Origin of the sequence: Arcicella rigui (assembly GCF_034929435.1) — a bacterium.
Lineage (GTDB): Bacteria > Bacteroidota > Bacteroidia > Cytophagales > Spirosomataceae > Arcicella > Arcicella rigui.
The window spans coordinates 28,114-47,505 of record NZ_JAYFUM010000016.1 but is presented as its reverse complement, the minus strand read 5'-3'; the positions used below and the strand labels follow the sequence as shown (position 1 = coordinate 47,505).

The window sequence follows — 19,392 nt, the reverse complement described above, 5'->3', positions numbered from 1 at the left end:
TTTTAGACTTTATTGGACTTGAGGACTAATCTCTTTTATATTTTTGGGACGCAGGATTTGGAATTTTTGGAATGGTTTTGATTTATGCTATTTCAAATTCTGAATCCTGCGTTTGTTTTTAAGTATGCTTGCAAAAGCACCTAAGTTCTGAAATCAAAAGTTCAAATTCCAAAGGTCTTCACTCTGCTATTTAGCAATTATGATATGGATATACTTACTTGGCTATGTCAAGCAAGTATTAAGTTGAGTAATGTTAGATTAATTTATGATTTTAGGATTAGATAATTTGAACGAAATTTAAGTAATTTTACTCGTCGTAGATTGATATTTGATGAAAGCGTTTTTTTACTTTACTTGAATTCGCCAGAATTGAGTTTCATTTGCAAAAACAATCACTAAAATAGATAGTTAGAAAAACTAAAAGTGAGTTCAAAACTGTTTATTCTAAAACAAAATTGATAAAAGCCTCTTTACAGATATAAGTATTTTTATACTTTTATGCCAAAAGGTATTTCATCTACTTTAAAATGGACATATCCGAAATCATCAAATACTTATCAGATTCTAAAGAAATCATTAGTGCGGGTCTCTTTGCCATTACATTTGTTGTATATGCTGAAAATGGTCTTTTCTTTGCCTTTTTTCTTCCCGGCGACTATCTTTTATTTCTTACAGGTGTTTTTGTAGGAACTGGCTTTTTGAAATATGCCATCGGAACGGTATTGTTGTATCTTTTTGTGGCTTCGGTGCTGGGTTCATTAACGGGCTTTTTATTTGGTCGATTTTTTGGGAGTAACCTGCAAAACAAAGCCGATACTTGGTACTTCAAACAAAAGCACTTGGATTCAACCCGTGATTTTTTTGAAAAATACGGTAGCCAAGCCCTTATTATCAGTCGTTTCTTGCCTTATATTCGTACTTTTGCACCGATTTTAGCGGGCATCAGCCGTATGAGCTATCCAAAATTTTTGTTTTTCAATTTGGTGGGTGGTGCATTATGGATTGGTTCTTTGGTAGGTGGCGGCTATTATTTTGGGGTCGAATTCCCTTGGATTATCAATTACGTTCAATACGTAATCTTATTCTTTTTAGTTATCACTACTTTCACTGTGATTAGAGGTTATATGAATTTTAGAAAATAACCTCCTCAACAACGATATGCTTACAGACTTTGGTTACATACTTCTTTTTATTATCGCCGCTATTGCCTTTGTAATTGTGATATTATTCATTGCAAAGCTGATTCGCCCCAATCGCCCCAATGTTGAAAAACTCACTACTTATGAGTCGGGCGAAGAACCAGATGGCAATGCCAATGTGCGTTTCAATATTCGTTTTTATGTAATTGCCCTTATTTTTATTCTTTTTGATGTTGAATTAATTTTCCTTTTTCCTTGGGCTACGGTTTTCGGAAACAAACGATTAATTGCCGAAACCGACGGTTTGTGGGGCTGGTTCTCGCTGGCTGAAATGTTTATTTTTGTTGGCGTACTCGTGATTGGCTTAGGATATGCTTGGATTAAAGGTCATTTAGACTGGGTGCGTCCTGAAGCAAAAATTACAGCATACAAATCAAAAGTACCTAATGCTTTATACGATAAAATCAATCAGAAATATAGCAAATAGATTAAGGCTGTGGATTGGGGATTTCGGATTTCTGATTTCGGAAATAAGATTCAAGCATTTTTTGTAAATCCGAAACCAGAAATCTACCATCCGACTGCTCAATAATAGCTTATTTTAATCCCTAATTTTTTGATTTTTGCGTACAGTGTTTGAGCTGGCATTCCTAAAATTTCAGCAGCACCGCCTACGCCTGCTACTTTGCCATTACTGGTTTTTAGAGCTTTCAGAATATGGTCACGCTCTACTTCTTCCATTTTATTTATCGCTCCCGACATTGTGTTTACAACTTCGTTTGTTTGTATCGCATTCGGCAACGAAATATCTGTAATTTCATGACCGCTGGTCAACAAAACGCTACGCTCAATCAAGTGTTCAAGCTCACGGACATTGCCCGGCCAATGATAAGTACGCAATTTTTGTAGTGCATTTTCGCTGATGCCGTTCATTTTTTTTCCGACATTATTACTGAATTTTTTCAGAAAATAATTAGCCAAAATCTCAATATCCTCTTTGCGTTCACGAAGTGCTGGTAGCTCAATCGGAAAAACATTTAAGCGATAATACAAATCCAAACGGAAGCGTCTTTCGGCTACTTCTTTTTCTAAATTTCTGTTGGTTGCCGCTATAATACGCACATCTATTTTGATAGCATTTTCGCTTCCGATACGCTCAATTTCTTTTTCTTGTAATACTCTTAAAAGTTTTACTTGTGCTTCCAGAGGCAACTCCCCTATTTCGTCCAGAAAAACTGTTCCGCCATTGGCTTGTTCAAATTTTCCAATTCGTTTTTGGTTCGCTCCCGTAAAGCTTCCTTTTTCATGCCCAAAAAGTTCGGATTCAATCAAATTCAAGGGAAGTGCTGCACAATTGATTGTAACAAAAGCTTTATCTTTTCTGGCAGAATGTTGGTGAATAGCTTGAGCAATTCTTTCTTTTCCCGTTCCACTTTCGCCCATAATAATCACCGAAGTATTGGTTGGGGCTACAATCATTACTTTTTCAAGTACATTCATCAAAGAGGCACTTTTGCCAACGATACCCTCTATACTGATGTCTGATTTGGGCGATTCCTCCGCAAAATTGATGATATGTCCTCTTTCAACAGCATAGCGATAACGGGCGATGTCGAGCATCACAAATAAGTCTCTTTCACGAAAAGGTTTCACCAAAAAACCATAAGGCTGTGTAGCTTTGGCGGCTTCTAAAGTAGTATGATTGGTATTGGCAGAAATAAATAAAAAAGGAATTCTTTTTTGGTGTAGCTCCTGAGCCAAGTCGATGCCTGTTTCAGTTCCTTTCAAAATAATATCCAATAAAACCCAATCGGGCTTTTTTTGCTCTATTAATTGTCTGGCACGCTCTGTGGTAGATGCTATGCCTGCTACCAAAAAACCATTTTTAGTGAGCATTATTTTTAAATCATAAGCTACTATAAATTCATCTTCTACAATCAATATTTTATCTTTTTTAATCATTAGATGAAGAATTGATTAACGGGTTAATTCAAAATTAATTGGGAAAATCACTTTGAGTGTTAGTCCATGCTGATGCTGAATCTCAAAGCTACCTTCCAGTTGTTCACATAATCCTTTCATTAAACTCATTCCGAAAGAATCGCTCTCTTCAACATCAAAACCTTCGGGCAAACCGATGCCATTATCAGCAATCAGTAGCTTGCAGAGTTTTTCAGATTCTTTCTTTAGTTCTATCGTTATTTCTCCTTTTTGGTTCGGAAAAGCGTACTTAATAGCATTACTGATGGCTTCGTTCATGATTAGACCGACGGGAACTGCCTGACCAACGTCGAGGTGTATATCATCGGTTGATAATTTAAAACTAAGCTTTTTATCCACATTGAAACTCTCTTTTATGTAAGCAACCAGTTCTTCGATATACCATTTCATATCAATTGAAGCCAAGTTTTCGGTTTGATACAGTTTTTGGTGAATCAAAGAAATACTGTGCATCCTGTGCTGACTATTCTGTATAGCTTCGAGGGCATCTTGATTTTTTAAATGTGCCGACTGCGTATTGAGCAGACTAATCACAATTTGTAAGTTATTCTTTACTCGGTGATGTATTTCTCGGATAAGCCATTCTTTTTCGTTCAACAACCGCTTGAGTAACTCGTTTTGTAGGTTGATTTCCTTCTGTTTCTGCTCTAATTGAAGATTCGTTTTTTGTTTGAGTTGATAACGATTGTAACCCAATAAAAGTAGTACAATTAATACAAAAGCACCACTAATAGAAATAATTTTGATGATTCTATCGTTGCGGATAGTGGCGTTTTGTAGTTCACTTTTTTGGGTTAATAATAGAATATTTTTGTCTTTTTGTTCAGTATCAAATTGAATTTGTAGGTTAGAAATCTGTTTAGCTTTTTGGGCATTCATTACCGAATCGGAGTAAACCTTGTATAATTTGTAATGCTTGATTGCTTCGGAAAGATTCCCTAAGGCGGAGTCGGCCTTAAACCAAGTCAAATAGTTTTCATAAAGCATCTTTTTATTGGCAACACTTCGAGAAATTTTATCTTGATCAATCAAAAAAGAGTATGCTTTATCCGACTGCTTGGTTTCTATATAATACCGAATGGCTACGTGATTGATGTACATTTGGTTTATAATATCCTTAGAGGTATCCTTGTTCAACTCTATTAGCTCTTGAAAGTGTGGTTTTGCTTTATCGTACTGTTTTAAGTCTAAGTATAGCATTACATAGCGATACTGAAGCATAAGGCGAGTATGATAATCATTAGGAGGATAGTTTTTCTCAATATATATGAGTTGTTTTAGGGCAAGCTTGAATTTTTTTAATCCTGAATACGCATTAACAATATTGTCATAAATAATTCTGAGATAATCGGCATCTTGATATTTTTCGGCAATAGTTGCCGCTTTTTGCCAGCTTTCCAAAGCTCTTTGATATTGACCTAAATAAAGATAACTGATACCTAATTTGTTATAAATAGAACTCAGTTGTAAGCTTTCATCGCCGAGTGCTTCGGCTGTTCTAACAGCCAATAAACCATATTTTATAGCCAGTTCGTAATTACCCATCTGCGAGTACACCCCCGACATAATATTATATACGCCTTGCAAGTCTTTGAAACGAATGTCTTGATAAATTTTCAAAGCCAAATCCAACTGCTCAATGGCTTCGTTTGATTTACCCAAAATACTGTAATAGTCGCCCAGCATTTTCCGAGAAGTAGCTTCGTCTTCGTGGGCATTGGCTTTATGGTATAATTGAATAGCCTTGATATAATACCCAATTTTAATTTCAATACCATCAATTTCGTTGTTTTGGAATTGGGAAAAATGGATAAAAAAATCACCTTGTTGTTTGTACAATTGATGTTTCTTAGCAAAAAGAAAAGCTCGTTTTAGCTGAATAATTGCCTGATTTTTAAGCTGCATTTCAGTATAAATCCGCCCTTTCAGTATCATGGCATTGGCTATGCCCTTTATGTAGCCAAGCTTTTGCCCAAGTACAAAAGCCTGATTTTGGAAAGTCATAGCACTATCCATATCCACTTTTAGTTCACCTACTTTTTCCAGACAGTACTGCCCGTATTCTAACAATATATCTACTTTCAGCGTACTGTTTTCGGGAGCTTTATCTAATCTTTCACCAAGGCTATTGATTTCCTCTTGGGTTTTGCCATAGCCATTTTGTACAAAGCATATACACACAATGGTACAAGCCAAAAAGATTATGTTAAAAATTTGCTTCATCCGCAAGTGTATATGCTTGTTCATATTGTTGCTATTTAAAATTTTCTACTTGAACAAAATCATTTTTACTTCAAATGAGCCCGTAGCATCCAAGCCATTTTTTCGTGTGTTTCCATCAAGCCCGTAATAAAATCACTTGAGCCTAAATCGTTGTACTCGTTAGCGAATCTATTGATGTTTTCTCGGAGATGAATAATTACGGTTTGGTGGTCTGCCAAAAGTTCTTTGATGTACCCCGTGCTATTATTGCTGGTTGGAGCTTCTTCACTTAGGTGTGTAAGTGCCAAATAGGTTTTTAAAGTAGCAGGGGCGTAATGTCCGATAGCACGAATTCTTTCGGCTACATCGTCCATGATTTCATCTAATTGCTCGTACTGACTTTCAAAAAATTTATGGATTGAATAGAAATCTGGACCTTCTACGTTCCAATGAGCATTTCTGGTTTTGGTATAAAGTACAAATTCATCCGCTAATAATTTTGATAGTTCAAGGGCTACGCCTGCTTGATTTTCTTGACTAATGCCAATTTTTGCTTCCATGTAGTGAAATGTTAAGGTTTTAAGAGATAATTTTTAAAAAGAACGGATAATAACTACGCCTGCAATAATCAAAAGCATTCCTATAATTCTAAAGATGTTGATACTGTGTTGGGCATGAACAAGGATATTGAAATGGTCGAGTACAAGCGAAATAAATAATTGCCCTGCTACTACCAAACCGAAAGTAAGTGCTGGCCCCAACCGAGGGAAAGCTAATACAATGGTTGTAACATAAAATGCTCCTAAAATACCTGCAAGCCAAGTATAGGCTGGCACATTGCGTAATTCAGAAAAATTGAACCCTTGCTTGCTTACGCCTGCATAAGCCAACATTGCTACCGTTCCGACGGCGAAAGAGATAAGTGAAGCCCAAACTGGGCTTTCGATGGCTTTTCCCATCTTGGTATTCAAGCCTGCTTGAATGGGTAACAAAGCTCCCGCTAAAGCTACCATGATAATCCATATAAATTTAGACATATTTTTAGTAATGTTACATTTTCAAAATAAATTTATCGTGCTGAAAATCATTAATCCAGTACATCTAACTGTTGTTCTATCTCTTCCCGAATAGATTCGTACTGGGCTGGTAGTTTTAGATTTTTGCCCAATTCTGCCAAAGGTTCATCTACTGTAAAGCCCGGATTTTCGGTAGCAATTTCAAAGAGTATTCCGCCCGGTTCTCTGAAATATAAAGAGTGGAAATAATTTCTATCAATTTGATGCGTAATATCCAAGCCCATATTTTTAATTTTCTCTCTGAATTGCATCAATACTTCATCATTTTTCACTCTGAACGCCACATGATGTACAATGCCACCCGCTACCCAACCACGAGGTTCTTCGGGGTATTCTACAATATCAATAATGGCAGCGGTATCAATGGCGTTTGTGGCATAGCGGTAATTTACGCCATCTTTCTGGATAAGTTCATAGCCAAATATGGCTGTTAAGATTTGGGCTGTGGGTGCATATTCATTCAGTGTAAGTGTTACACTATGAAAACCTTTCAAAGCCACTGCTTGCTTGATTTCGTCGGTTTCCCAAGCGATGCGATTATCGGGTTTTTCAGTCTCAATTAACTGAAGTTTCAATCCATCTGGGTCGATGAATGTTAGGTACTTTTCGCCAAACTTCACGGCAGGTTTATTGTAAATTACGCCATGTTTTTCAAAACGCTCTATCCAAAAATCAAGACTGCCTTTTGGTACAGAATAGCCAATTTCAGTAGCAATGCCTGCTCCTCTCAAGCCCCTTCCAACACTTTTTCCCCAAGGGAAAAAAGTGAGGATTGTGCCTGCATTACCAAACTCGTCTCCGAAATAAAAATGATAAGTATAAGGGTCGTCGAAATTGACGGTTTTCTTGATAAATCTCAATCCTAATACTTTCGTATAAAAATCAAAATTACGTTTGGCATCGCCAGCAATGGCTGTAATGTGGTGAATGCCTAAGATTGTTTCTTCCATGTTTATAGTTTATTTAAGAGGGTTGATTTTATGTGAGTTTCATAGAAATGATATATTGATAATCAAGCAATACTTAGTTATTTAGATATTCGGTCAGGCGGCTATATTGGCACTCAGCACAAATAAAACATTGTTCAATCAGGGCTATCTCACGAGCTATTTGCTGAGAATGGACTACATTTTCAGCTTCAAAGATTCGGTAGATTTTTTCGCAAATACTGATGTTCTGATAATACATTTCCAGTAAGCGTAACAACTCTTGTTTTATCTTTTGCAGTTCCTCTAAAACCTTGACATCGCTTACCTCCCAACAATACTGGTTCAAGAAAGATAGTCCTGATTGCATTTGCTCAACATCCGCTTGTAATCTTTTATGATACGTTTTTATAGTTGAAACAACAACCTGATATTCAAGAGTAAGCAAAGTATCCATGACGTTATTGAGTAAATTTAGAAGCATTCCTGATTGTATCTAAAACTTAAATTGTGTGGTAAAAGCAGTAAACAAAATGTCTTTTCCAGTACTTACTTCATCCAAATAATCGCCTGTTTCAAACCAAGTACCTTCGAGCCGAAAGAATAAAAATGGATTGAGTTGATAATTAAATTCTGCCGACAATTGTGTACCGATAAACTGGTCGTTGGTATTTTTTCCTGAATAAATCAGCGACATATTGGGGGCATAAATGCCATCTTTTCTGCTGAGTCGCCAGAAAATATCGTAATCAATTCCAAACTCTAATCGTTCATTCAATTCCAAATCAAGCGAAGGGTGAAAATCGAATAAATTGGCTGGACCAATCAGTGCTGCCAAGCCAAAGTACGCTCCTTTGGGATACAGTGGATTGAAAGTTTGTAAACGATTATCACTCAAATTTCTATCGCCCGAAATGGCTTCTGTTTTCAAGCCCAATTTGGGTTTTAATGCCAGTTGACTAAACTGATAAGTAGTGTTTGACGAGAGTGTCCAAGCTGAAATTTGTTGCTGTGCAAATGTGCCAAACTGAAAAACCCCTTCAAAATCATACTGCCAATCGCCTTTGTTTTTCCAGATTCTTGTGCCTATCGAATGTCTTATTTCTTCACCTTTGCCAGCGTCGTAAGTGGCTTGTTTTTTGCGAATGCCCAAATAATACAAGTCGATATTATTTAAAAAAGAAGCATGATTAATGACCGAATAAAAGCCCCAAAGTTGAGTGTTTTTATTAAAAGCGTCGTCAAAAATGCCTGCTTTGTTGGCGATTGGATGCGTATAAAAGACATCAGATTTAAAATTTTTTTGTTGAAAAATAAATTTTAGTCCATCAAAAGCCAAACGATTGTTGGGGGCTTCACGCACAGCAATCAATCTTTGTGAACCATAAGTCATTTCTTGGCGACCTACCCTAAACAGAACTGATTTACCTTTTTGTTGCCATAAAAAAGCATCTGCAAAAGCTTGGTGAATATCCAAAGTATTTTCTTCTACTGGACTCGGATTGATTCGGCTATTGGCAAGGCTACTTTGCAACTGAAAAAATGCTCTGAAAGTAGGATTAATGTGATAGTCGATATGAGCCAAATAGCGTGTCAATACATAACCGTCTTTATCGGTTGGTATATCGCCCCAATCTTCGTTTTTGATGGCGAAGTACTGATACCTCACTTCGCCACCAACCGAAATATAACTTTTGCCAGAAGTACCTACTTGATTATATTTCAAACGATTATACCAATGATTACTTGTGTCTTTTTTTAGAAAAGTCCAATTTTCATCGTATCTCAACATTTTAAAAACTGGACTATTTTGGGCAAATGCTAAGGTATTCCAACTTAAAATTCCTATTAGCCACAACAGTTTTTTCATATCTATTTGGTTTGATAACCACCATAATATTTCACAGGACTCCAACTTGGAATAACGGGTAAAGCTTGCGGTGCTACGCTTTGGAAAGTACTTGTACCAAACACTACTTTACCGTCAACAATGGTTAATTCAGAAGTAATATCTTTGATTTTCTCTTCGGCTACTTCAAAATAATCGTCGCTCAAAACAATCAAATCAGCAAAATATCCTGCTTGAATTTTACCTTTATTTTGTTCTTTGATAAGGCTATAACCACCTACCGTAATCAATTTCAAGGCTGTATTTCTGTCCACTGTATTTTCTTTTGCCATTACTTGTGTACCACCGACCGTTTTTCCAGAAGTAATCCAGTACAGCGAAACCCAAGGATTGTAAGAAGCCACACGAGTACCGTCTGTACCCAAACCTACTGGAATACCCAATTCAAGCATTCTTTTTACTGGCGGGCTCGCCAAAGCAGCATTTTTTCCATAACGATGAATAAAACTTTCGCCTTGAAAAGCCATTCTGTGTTGGATAGCAATACCGCCACCCAAAGCCTTGATACGCTGCATATTTTCTTCGCTGATGGTTTCGGCGTGGTCAAAAAACCAAACTAAACCGTTCAGAGGCGTTTCTTTGTTTACTTCTTCAATGACAGCCAAATCTCTTAAAATACTTTCGTTGTAAGTGGCGTGCAAACGGAAGGGCCAGCGATTTTTAACCAATAATTGTAAAACGGGTTTCAAAGAACTTTCCATCGAATTAGGCAATTCTGGACGAGGGAAAAGGAAATTTTCAAAATCTGCGGCATCGGCAACCAAGTTTTCGCCACCACCTTCTACATGATAATCTATTTCGTTGATGCCATTTCCGTGCTGAAGCTCAAGGTCAACCATTCCAGTCCAGCGAGTATAATCTTTTAGCTCTGTACCTTTTTTCTGGGCAAAAAGATAATAGGGAAGTCTGACTGTAATTTTGCCTGCCTTGTTGAGCGAGTCAGTAATATTGTAGTCATCAGGAAAATTCTGAAAGCCCCCTCCTGCATCCATCACAGCCGTTACACCCAAGCGATTAAGTTCGCTCATGTATTGTAGCGTAGAATTGATTTTCTCTTCGGTATTCAATTCAGGAAGTTTTGCCAAAGTAGAGTATAAAATAAAGGCATTCGGTTCAGCTACCAACAAGCCTGTTGGGTTTCCGTTGCTATCTTTTTCGATTAATCCAGCGATAGGATTCGGCGTTTCGCCAGTGATATTCAATTTTTTGATACCTGCCTGATTCAGCCATGCTTTGCCATATAAGTATAAAATAAAAGTAGGCGTATTGCCAGTGGCATCGTTGATTTCTTGGATAGTAGGAAGGCGTTTTTCTTCAAATTGATATTCATTCCAGCCACCTACTACTCTTACCCACTGCCCTTCGGGTGTTCTTTGGGCTTGTTCTTTCAACATCTCCAAAGCACGTTTTAGGCTTTTTACACCGTCCCAACGCAATTCTGTATTGTAAAAACGTCCCCCACGAATCACGTGCAAATGGCTATCGAACAAACCCGGCACAATGGTTTTTTGTTGAGCATCTACCAATTTTGTTTTGGCATTTTTCAGTTTTAAAATCTCTTTGTTTGTACCCACCGCCAAGATTTTATTACCAAGTATCGCCACCGCTTCGGCTTTTTGATGCGTATCGTCGAGCGTATTTACTTTTCCGTTGAAAAGAATCATATCAGCTTTTTGTTGGGCAAAAGTATTGCCAGCCAATACAAAAAGTATGATTGCGAGTGTGGATAAAGTTTTCATATTCGTAAGAAGAAAGGGTATTGAGGAAAGAATTTTGGAAGAAGCTGTCCAAAAAAGATAGTAACAACCAAATATTCTTTGGTATTCAACCTCACCCCCAACCCCCTCTCCTGTTGAGAGGGGACTTTTTAGCTCCCCAAGCTCCCCTCTCAACAGGAGAGGGGTTGGGGGTGAGGTCTTTCGCAGAATAATCTTTGGCGTTATAAACTTTTTAGATAGTCTCGCTAATCTTAGTGTTTCAACATTTCATGAGCGTATTGGATACCGATACCGTAAGAACCTCCGTATTTTTTCACAAGGTTGGTTACAGGTACATACGTTTCGCTACGAGCCCAGTCACGTTGTAATTCTAATAAGTACTGGATAGCTGTAATTGGGTGTGCTCCAGCTTGAACCATACGAGTTACGGCTTGGTCGTGGGCTTCTTTTGAAACGTCTCCACTTGCGTCCGTTATTACATATACGTCATATCCATCGGTGATAGCCGATAATACTGGGCCTACAATACAAACACTTGTCCACAAACCTGCAAAAACGATTTTTTTCTTGCCTTTATCCACAATTGCTTTGTGTGCATTTATGTCTTCCCAAGTATTCATGGTTGTACGGTCGATGTAATTTGAAGTAGCGGCTGGATAAAACTCTGAAACTTCAGGGAAAACTGGTCCACTGAATGATTTTTCAGCTACCGTAGTCACCACCGTTGGTACTTTAAAGATTTTTGAAGCACCTGCTACAATGGCTGTATTGTTACGTAAATCAGTCATTTCGATACTTTTTGTAGCAAATCCCATTTGTGATTCATGGTCGATAAGTACTAAAGCGTGGTTGGTTGGGTTGAGCAACATCGGAGAAGGTTTTTGAGCAAATCCAACAAATGATGCTACTGCAAATGCGAATGTAAGAAGGGTCTTTTTCATGATTATTAAAATTTTTGTATGTGAATTTTAACCACTCCAATGTTATTTTTTGGAGTTCTTTGTTTGAATTTTTAAGGAAATCTTTCAGCTGATTGAATGATACAAAGTTAGAATAGGTTTAAAGGCCAGAAAATGGCAAAACTGAGGCTTGACTTGTAAAAATTACGGTTTTGCATTTTTACTTCTTCAAAAACGATAATAATTCGCTGTTGAATTTTTGAAGTTCTTCTACAAATAAGCCATGTCCGCTATTTTCAAATTTTACAATGTATGAACCTTTGATACCTGCGTGCATTTCTTCTGCTAAATTAAAAGGACAGATTTTGTCTTTCGTTCCGTGAAAAATAGCCGTAGGAATCTTGATTTTTCCTAAATCTGTACGCAAATCACCATCTCGCAAGGCTATCAAACTTTGCGTAGTGGCATAAGGTGAAGCTTCTAAATTGATTGCTCCCAACCAAGCACCCAAAGCTGGCGAAATGGCTGTTTCGGTAGCAGCGAAAATTTTACCGAAATTTTCTAATAATTGAGGTCTGTTGATTCTACTCTGTGCGATAAGCTCATCTACGTCTTCCTTTTTTGACCAAATTGGTGCGGCTGCTCCAAAAAGTACCAATTTATTGATGTGTGCAGCTCCGTACTTGGCTGTATAATGAATTGAGATTGCTCCACCCATGGAAAAACCTCCTAAAGTAGCGTTCTGAATATTAAGTTTGTCCAAAACTACCTTTATGTCATCAGCATACACATCATAGTCGTACTTGCCATAAGGTTTGTCGGATTTACCGAAACCTCGTAAAGTAATACCAATTACTCGATAACCTTCCTGAATCAAGTATTGATACTGATACTCGTACATGGCATCGCTCAAAGGCCAGCCATGAATCAACACGACAGGTGTGCCTTCGCCGAGGTCGCTTACATGAAGTTTTACATTTTTTTCAACTTCTACGTACTCTTCTCTTCCAAGAGAAGCGGGTACTCTTTTGGTTTGTGCGGTCATTGTATTTGTTAAGATTAGAAATGAAACAATAGCTGAGAGGAAGTTTTTCAATCTCAAGCTGGGTTGATAATGAAGAATAAAAAGTTTAGAAAGTGTTTTCATGATTGTATGTTATTAAGTTCGACTATTAAATAGTCAAGAGAAATGCCAAATACACAATCATTTGAAAATCAATGTTTTACACAAATAAGAATTTACAAAAATCTACGATATTTCGTAATTATGATAAGTACTTACTAAATAATGATGAAAAGAAGGGACGATACAGAAGGAATTCAGAAGCTATTTTGTGGATTTACCAACACTTGAAGACGACTATATCTTAGAAGACAGAATTGCTTTCGTGAAATATTTTCTTTTGATTCAAGAAGCACTTAAATTGCACTTTACTCAACAAATTTTAAACAAAACATGAAAAAACTATTCTTGATACTTGCTATTTGTAGCTTTTCGCTTTTGAGTCAAGCACAAAAAATGACGGTTGCTCAAATGGATTCTGCCTTTGTGCGTGAAAACTTTATCAAAACGCAGTACGAAATTGTAATGCGAGATGGCGTAAAACTTTTTACCAATGTTTATACACCCAAAGACGCTTCGCCAGATAATAAATACCCGATTTTGATGCAAAGAACTTGCTACGACGTTGCTCCTTACGGAAAAGACGAGTACGCTACGCTTTTGTCGTATTCGAGGTACTTGATGAGAGAGAAATTTATTTTTGTGAATCAAGATGTGCGTGGTAGATGGATGTCGGAAGGTACTTGGACAAACATGACACCGCACATTCCAAACAAAAAAACCAATAGCGATGTAGATGAAGCTTCTGATACTTATGATACGATTGATTGGTTGGTGAAAAATTTACCTTACAACAATGGGCGAGTTGGACAATACGGTATTTCATATCCCGGTTTTTATACCATTGCTGGTGCTTTGTGCGGGCATCCAGCCTTGAAGGCTTCTTCGCCACAAGCTCCAGTTTCAGATTTTTTCTTTGATGATTTTCACCATAATGGAGCATTTACCATTGGTTATGGACTTACTTTCCCTGTTTTTGGGTTACAACATCCCAAACCAACGCCAACCTCTTGGTACGATGACGAATTCCCGACGATTAAAACTTATGATGGTTTTGAATGGTACAAAACGATGTCGCCACTCAAAAATTTAGGAAAAAATTATAGCAAAAACTTCTTTTGGCAAGAACACGTAGAACATCCAAATTATGATGATTTCTGGCAAAAAAGAAGTATCGTTCCACATTTAAAAAACATTAAAAATGCTCCTGCTATTATGGTTGTTGGCGGTTGGTTCGATGCTGAAGATTTGTACGGCCCACTTACGGTTTACAAAACCGTAGAAAAAAACAACCCGAATATTTATAATTCAATTGTGATGGGGCCCTTTGGGCATGGCGATTGGGCTCGTGAGCGTGGGCATCACTTCCATTCAAATATTTACTTCGGCGATAGTATCTCTACTTATTATCAGAAAAATATTGAACTGAAATTTTTCAAACACTTCCTTAAAGAGTCTGGCGACGGAAAAACTAATTTAGCCGAAGCTACGCTTTTTGATACTGGTAAAAAAGAATGGCGTGAGTTTGCCGAATATCCTGTAAAGAATGCACAGAAAATAGATTTTTACTTGAGTCCAAACGGAAAAATTGTTGAAGGAAAATCGGCGAATGGCTTTTCAGAATTTATTTCAGACCCTTCAAAACCAGTACCTTATACCGAAGACCCAAAGCAAATTTTAGGTTTTAGTCCACGAAATTATATGAGTGAAGACCAACGTTTTGCAGGAAGAAGAACGGATGTACTGACTTTTGAAAGCGATGTACTGACAGAAGACATTACTTTGGGTGGCGAAATTATGGCAAATCTAAACATTTCAACCACTGGAACTGATGCCGACTGGTTTGTGAAATTAGTAGATGTATATCCGGGCGACGAGAAAAACACGCCTTACACACCCAAACACATTACTTTGGGCGGTTATCAGCAAATGGTTAGAAGTGAAATTATGCGTTCGAGATTTAGAAATTCTTTTAGTAAACCAGAGCCTTTGGTGGCAAATAAAATCACTAAAATTGATTTCCGCTTGCAAGACGTTTTGCATACTTTCAAAAAAGGACACAAAATCATGATTCAAGTACAATCAACGGCTTTTCCACTGTTTGATATTAATCCACAAAAATATGTGGATAACATTTACAAAGCCCAAGAAAGTGATTTCCAAAAAGCTACGCACCGAGTATATGGCAACAGCAAAATTTCGGTAGAAGTATTGAAATAATAAAGGAAAACACATAATACTGGCTATGGATTTTCTTTTTATTAAACAAGTATTCCATAATATCAGTTAAGTGATTGATATATTTCACCCCGAATTTTGTCATTAAAGAACGTTTAGTTTAAATAGATGATAAAATTCGGGGTGAGTTATGTTTAAAGAATAAAAAAGAATCTTAATGAAGTTTTTTGTTTAACAGAAATTAAACACAGCGAGTAATTAAAAAATAAAGATTAGACATTCAATGTGTTTTTTTAGACATTTAACAAAAAAATACAAAATATTGCCGAATTTTTACAAAACCATTTCGCACATATTAATTTTTGTACTAAGTTGTGAAAAAATCCCTCCTATTTAATTAAATGATACAATCTCAATAAAAGGCTTCTTTAATTGGAACATTTTGGTTTCCTTGCAATTAAAACTATTTAAATGAAAGTGGAGAACGAATTAAAAACTGATTATTTTCTTCAAAATACTGTTGGTTATTCTCAGGTAGTAATGTTTCAGCTAAAATTATCCGAGGAAGGACTTATCAATTTCCCCTACGTTAGTAAGGCGATAAAGTATATCTTTTTCAAGGCTGAACAGTTTACTTTCCAGCAGCAGACTTCCGTTTATTTAGATGCCATTCTCAAAGAAGACTATCAGGGCTTTATTTCTTCTCTGCAAAAAGCACAACAAAACTCAACAGATTGGCTTTATGAATTCAGGATTCAGCACAATGATGAAATCCGTTGGATAGAAGTATTTGCCAATCCAGAAGACGAAGCAGACGGCACTATTACTTGGCATGGCTATTTCAAAAACATTACCCAACACAAAGTAAAAGACGGTACTTTTTTTGAAAATGAAAGTATATTCACCAAACTCATTGAAAAAAGTACAGAAGGTATTGTTATCGTAAATGCCGAAAACCGACTGATTGAAATGAGCAATAGCGGTAAAAAGATATTCGGCATTGAAACGGTAGCGGAATACGGCAACAACACAGTTCATCCCGACGATTTCGCCAATTTAAGTTCAGCATTTAAACAAGTATATACCAATCCCGACTATACTCCTACTGTGCGGTTTCGTTGTATAAAACCCAATGGAGAAATAATTTGGATAGAAACCAATTTTAATAACAAATTGGCAGACCCGTCTATCAAGGGCATTGTGATGAATGTAAGAGACATCACCGAGCAGAAAAAGACGGAGCAATTACTCAAAAACGAACAAAACTTATTACGAAGTATTATAGACAACTTGCCTCTGAATGTATATGTAAAAGATTTAGAGTCGAGAAAAACACTCATCAACAAAGCCGAACTTGAATATCTGGGCTTTAAAGATGAAAAAGAAGGTTTGGGAAAAAGTGATTTTGAGACTTTCGGAGAAGAATTTGCCAAAACATTTGTTGAAGAAGACCAAAGTGTATTCAAAACTGGGAAGGCGATTATCAACAAAGAAACCCTTATTGAAGACCCAAGCAAACGCCGAGTATGGTACTTATTATCTAAAATTCCGCTTGTAAATGAAAATGGCATAGTTGAAGGTTTGATAGGTATCAGTGTGGACATCACCCAGCAAAAACTGGTACAAGAACAGCTAAGTGCCAGCGAGTTGATGTTTAAGAATTTGGCGGAAAATGTACCGGGAGTGGTGTATCAATTATGTGTAGATGCTGATGGAAAATCACATTTTCTATTTCTAAGTTCTAAAATGGAAGAAATCTTCGGGATAAATTTTGACCATAAAGAAAGGAATATTTCAAAATACATTTATCAAGAAGATAAACAAACCTACTTAGATTCTTTCTCTAAGGTAACTACGAATAAAATCAATTGGAATTATGAAGGAAGGTTACAGTCTGATAATGGTGAAATAAAATGGTTTCAGGGTATTTCAAGCCCAACAGTAATTGGTGACAAAACCTATTTCAACGGAATTTTATTAGACATAACCGAAAGAAAAAACAGCGAAGAAGCCAAAAAGCACGTTCGTCAGTTGGAGCTTTCATTGGAAAAAGAAAAAGAAATCAACCTTCTGAAATCAAGATTTATCTCTTTTGCCTCACACGAGTTCAGAACGCCATTAGCGACAATCGTTACGAGTATCGACATTCTGGGAATTTATACCAGTATGTTGGAAAACGCCGATATAAAAAGTAAGCTACAACATCATCTCGACAGAGTGACGTCGCAAGCGAAACGCCTTACAGAAATGCTTTCTGATGTGCTATTGTTAGAAAAATCAGCGAATGATAAAATTACGCTGCAATTAGAACACTTAGACATCATTAACTTAATTAAAGAAATCAATCTTCAGTATTATCATGAAAGAAAGGATGCTCGAACATTAGAGCTTATCTTGCCAGAAGTAGGTAAAAGCGTTTATTCTGATGCCTCTTTGCTACATCATATCATCAACAATCTGCTGGATAATGCTTTCAAATATTCAACAAACAAACCCAATCCATGCCTAAGTTTATCCTTTGAAGAACAAAGCTTTAGCATCAAAATCAAGGATTATGGTATAGGAATTCCCAAAGAAGACCAAGAAAACCTATTCGATATATTTTTTAGAGCTACCAATGTATTGAATATCGACGGCACAGGCTTGGGACTCAACATTACCAGAGAATTTACTCATAAACTCGGTGGTACAATCACATTCAAAAGCGAAGAAGGAAAAGGCACTGAATTTACTTTAGTATTTCCGATGCAGTACCACAGCTAACAACCTTCGTGTTTTTCCTCGTTCTATAAAAATAATCTCAATAGAAGTAACATAAATTCACTTCTATTAAGATTGTTTTATTGCTAAAAAGCCGTCACATCGACAACTCCATCTTTATTTTAGCAATTTTTGTCGCTACCTCCGCTGCAAATTCGCCGTTGGTAATGCCTTCGCCTTCTACAAAATTCTTGTTATAACTGGGCAAAGAAAAAGTATCCAATACTCTGCCTCCGCTAAAAGGCATTCTGTTTTTGGCAATTTCCATCACACTTGCCCCACCTCTTGGCCCGGGCGAAGTAGATAACAAAAACATAGGTTTATTGCCAAATACAGGGCGACCTTGAATCATAGAAACCCAATCAAATATATTTTTGAACGCAGTAGTATATGCTCCGTTATTTTCAGCAAATGAAATCAACAGAAAATCACTGTTGTCTATTTTTTTAGCAAAATCTGTTGCCAGTGACGGAATACCATCTTTTGCCAATTTGTCCACACTAAACAAAGGCATTTCGTAGTCATTCAAATCTAAGATTTCAATGTCGTGTCCATTGAAAAAAGAAGCAACGTGCGTAACTAATTTTTTATTGATGGAAGCTCTGCTGTTACTTCCTGCGAAAGCGAGTATTTTCATTGTTAGGTTTTATTAATGAGTTGAAATTACATCTTAATTAGTATTCACTTTCATCCATTCTGCCCATTGTAATGCTGCTGGCAAAGCAATGTTTGAAAACTCTATGTGGATTACTCTTCTTTTCTGATGATTGGTTGTTCTACTTGAACTATGAAGAATTAATGGCTTCATAATCATTGCACCACCTTGCTTTACACAACAAGTGGTTTCAGTTTCTTTCGTCCAATCAATGTGTTCAGGTCTATAAATTTGCTGACTATGCGATTTCGGGATTACTCTTAATGCACCATTGTTTTCGTTTGTATCGTCCAAATGAATTCTTATTGTTACGATATTCTCCAAGATTTCTATGGGAGGCTGAACGGCAAATTGATTTTGCTTTACCGTCCAAGGACCAAAATTTTCTATTTCTACTTTCTTATCTACCGAAATCGTTAAATCTTGATGATAAGGAACATACCAATTTGATGTTTCGGGCTTATCAAAATAAATACTTTTCACCACAAAGAAATCCTGCCCAAAAAGTTGACTGATTAACTGTGTTAGATTTTTATTAAAGATAAGTGAATGTGTAGCAGGAACTTCTTTTAAAAACTGCCTAATAGCAAATAAATCCGCCGATTTCCTAAAAGTGGCTTTTGAATTATCTATGTTATCAATTACTTTTAATATTTGTGTTACTTCATCTTTGGTGTAGATGTTTTCAACAATAGTAAATCCTTGTTCTGAAAGTTCTTCTTGGTGAAGATTAAAGATGTTGTCCATTTGCAATATATCTAAACATAAAATACTTTTCTCTACGATACTTTGGTGCTTTTTCTAAA

At 36.6% G+C, this 19,392-nt stretch carries 16 protein-coding genes; 4 read left to right on the top strand and 12 right to left on the bottom strand.

The window, feature by feature from the left end; genetic code table 11:
* The first annotated feature begins 527 nt into the window (after positions 1 to 527).
* Positions 528 to 1,142, top strand: a complete 615-nt coding sequence (locus tag VB248_RS13880) for a DedA family protein (RefSeq protein WP_323297389.1) — start codon at positions 528 to 530, stop codon at positions 1,140 to 1,142.
* Between the two features lie 16 nt (positions 1,143 to 1,158).
* Positions 1,159 to 1,626, top strand: a complete 468-nt coding sequence (locus tag VB248_RS13875; RefSeq protein ID WP_323297388.1) for an NADH-quinone oxidoreductase subunit A — start codon at positions 1,159 to 1,161, stop codon at positions 1,624 to 1,626.
* Positions 1,627 to 1,724: 98 nt separating this feature from the next.
* Here VB248_RS13875 and VB248_RS13870 read toward each other — a convergent pair whose 3' ends face one another.
* From VB248_RS13870 to VB248_RS13825, 10 genes are all read right to left on the bottom strand, one after another.
* Positions 1,725 to 3,101: a sigma-54-dependent transcriptional regulator gene (locus VB248_RS13870; RefSeq protein WP_323297387.1), complete on the bottom strand. Its 1,377-nt coding sequence runs from the start codon at positions 3,099 to 3,101 to the stop codon at positions 1,725 to 1,727.
* Between the two features lie 15 nt (positions 3,102 to 3,116).
* Positions 3,117 to 5,387, bottom strand: a complete 2,271-nt coding sequence (locus VB248_RS13865; RefSeq protein WP_323297386.1) for a tetratricopeptide repeat-containing sensor histidine kinase — start codon at positions 5,385 to 5,387, stop codon at positions 3,117 to 3,119.
* A gap of 41 nt (positions 5,388 to 5,428) precedes the next feature.
* On the bottom strand, positions 5,429 to 5,902 hold the full coding sequence (locus VB248_RS13860; RefSeq protein WP_323297385.1) for a Dps family protein: 474 nt from the start codon (positions 5,900 to 5,902) through the stop codon (positions 5,429 to 5,431).
* A 33-nt stretch (positions 5,903 to 5,935) separates the two neighbouring features.
* Positions 5,936 to 6,379: a DMT family transporter gene (locus tag VB248_RS13855; protein WP_323297384.1), complete on the bottom strand. Its 444-nt coding sequence runs from the start codon at positions 6,377 to 6,379 to the stop codon at positions 5,936 to 5,938.
* A 50-nt stretch (positions 6,380 to 6,429) separates the two neighbouring features.
* Positions 6,430 to 7,368 (bottom strand): ring-cleaving dioxygenase, encoded by a 939-nt coding sequence (locus VB248_RS13850; RefSeq protein WP_323297383.1) that lies wholly within the window; start codon positions 7,366 to 7,368, stop codon positions 6,430 to 6,432.
* Between the two features lie 73 nt (positions 7,369 to 7,441).
* Positions 7,442 to 7,801, bottom strand: coding sequence for a hypothetical protein (locus VB248_RS13845; RefSeq protein WP_323297382.1), 360 nt, complete (start codon positions 7,799 to 7,801; stop codon positions 7,442 to 7,444).
* Between the two features lie 39 nt (positions 7,802 to 7,840).
* Positions 7,841 to 9,214 carry an alginate export family protein gene (locus tag VB248_RS13840; RefSeq protein WP_323297381.1) on the bottom strand — a complete coding sequence of 458 codons (1,374 nt, stop codon included), beginning with the start codon at positions 9,212 to 9,214 and terminating at the stop codon, positions 7,841 to 7,843.
* Between the two features lie 2 nt (positions 9,215 to 9,216).
* Entirely contained in the window at positions 9,217 to 10,992 is a 1,776-nt protein-coding gene (locus VB248_RS13835) for an amidohydrolase (protein ID WP_323297380.1), read from the bottom strand.
* A gap of 230 nt (positions 10,993 to 11,222) precedes the next feature.
* The gene (locus VB248_RS13830; RefSeq protein ID WP_323297379.1) at positions 11,223 to 11,912 is read right to left on the bottom strand and encodes a hydrolase; all 690 of its coding nucleotides are present in this window, start codon (positions 11,910 to 11,912) and stop codon (positions 11,223 to 11,225) included.
* Positions 11,913 to 12,090: 178 nt separating this feature from the next.
* Positions 12,091 to 12,915 (bottom strand): alpha/beta fold hydrolase, encoded by an 825-nt coding sequence (locus VB248_RS13825; RefSeq protein ID WP_323297378.1) that lies wholly within the window; start codon positions 12,913 to 12,915, stop codon positions 12,091 to 12,093.
* Positions 12,916 to 13,326: 411 nt separating this feature from the next.
* Here VB248_RS13825 and VB248_RS13820 point away from each other — a divergent pair, with 411 nt between their 5' ends.
* Positions 13,327 to 15,213 (top strand): CocE/NonD family hydrolase, encoded by a 1,887-nt coding sequence (locus VB248_RS13820; protein ID WP_323297377.1) that lies wholly within the window; start codon positions 13,327 to 13,329, stop codon positions 15,211 to 15,213.
* Between the two features lie 429 nt (positions 15,214 to 15,642).
* The gene (locus VB248_RS13815) at positions 15,643 to 17,934 is read left to right on the top strand and encodes a PAS domain-containing sensor histidine kinase (RefSeq protein ID WP_323297376.1); all 2,292 of its coding nucleotides are present in this window, start codon (positions 15,643 to 15,645) and stop codon (positions 17,932 to 17,934) included.
* Between the two features lie 94 nt (positions 17,935 to 18,028).
* Here VB248_RS13815 and VB248_RS13810 read toward each other — a convergent pair whose 3' ends face one another.
* Together VB248_RS13810 and VB248_RS13805 are read right to left on the bottom strand one after the other, a co-directional pair.
* Positions 18,029 to 18,568: an NADPH-dependent FMN reductase gene (locus VB248_RS13810; protein WP_323297375.1), complete on the bottom strand. Its 540-nt coding sequence runs from the start codon at positions 18,566 to 18,568 to the stop codon at positions 18,029 to 18,031.
* 33 nt (positions 18,569 to 18,601) lie between these two features.
* Positions 18,602 to 19,333, bottom strand: coding sequence for a phytanoyl-CoA dioxygenase family protein (locus VB248_RS13805; RefSeq protein WP_323297374.1), 732 nt, complete (start codon positions 19,331 to 19,333; stop codon positions 18,602 to 18,604).
* Positions 19,334 to 19,392 lie beyond the last annotated feature (59 nt).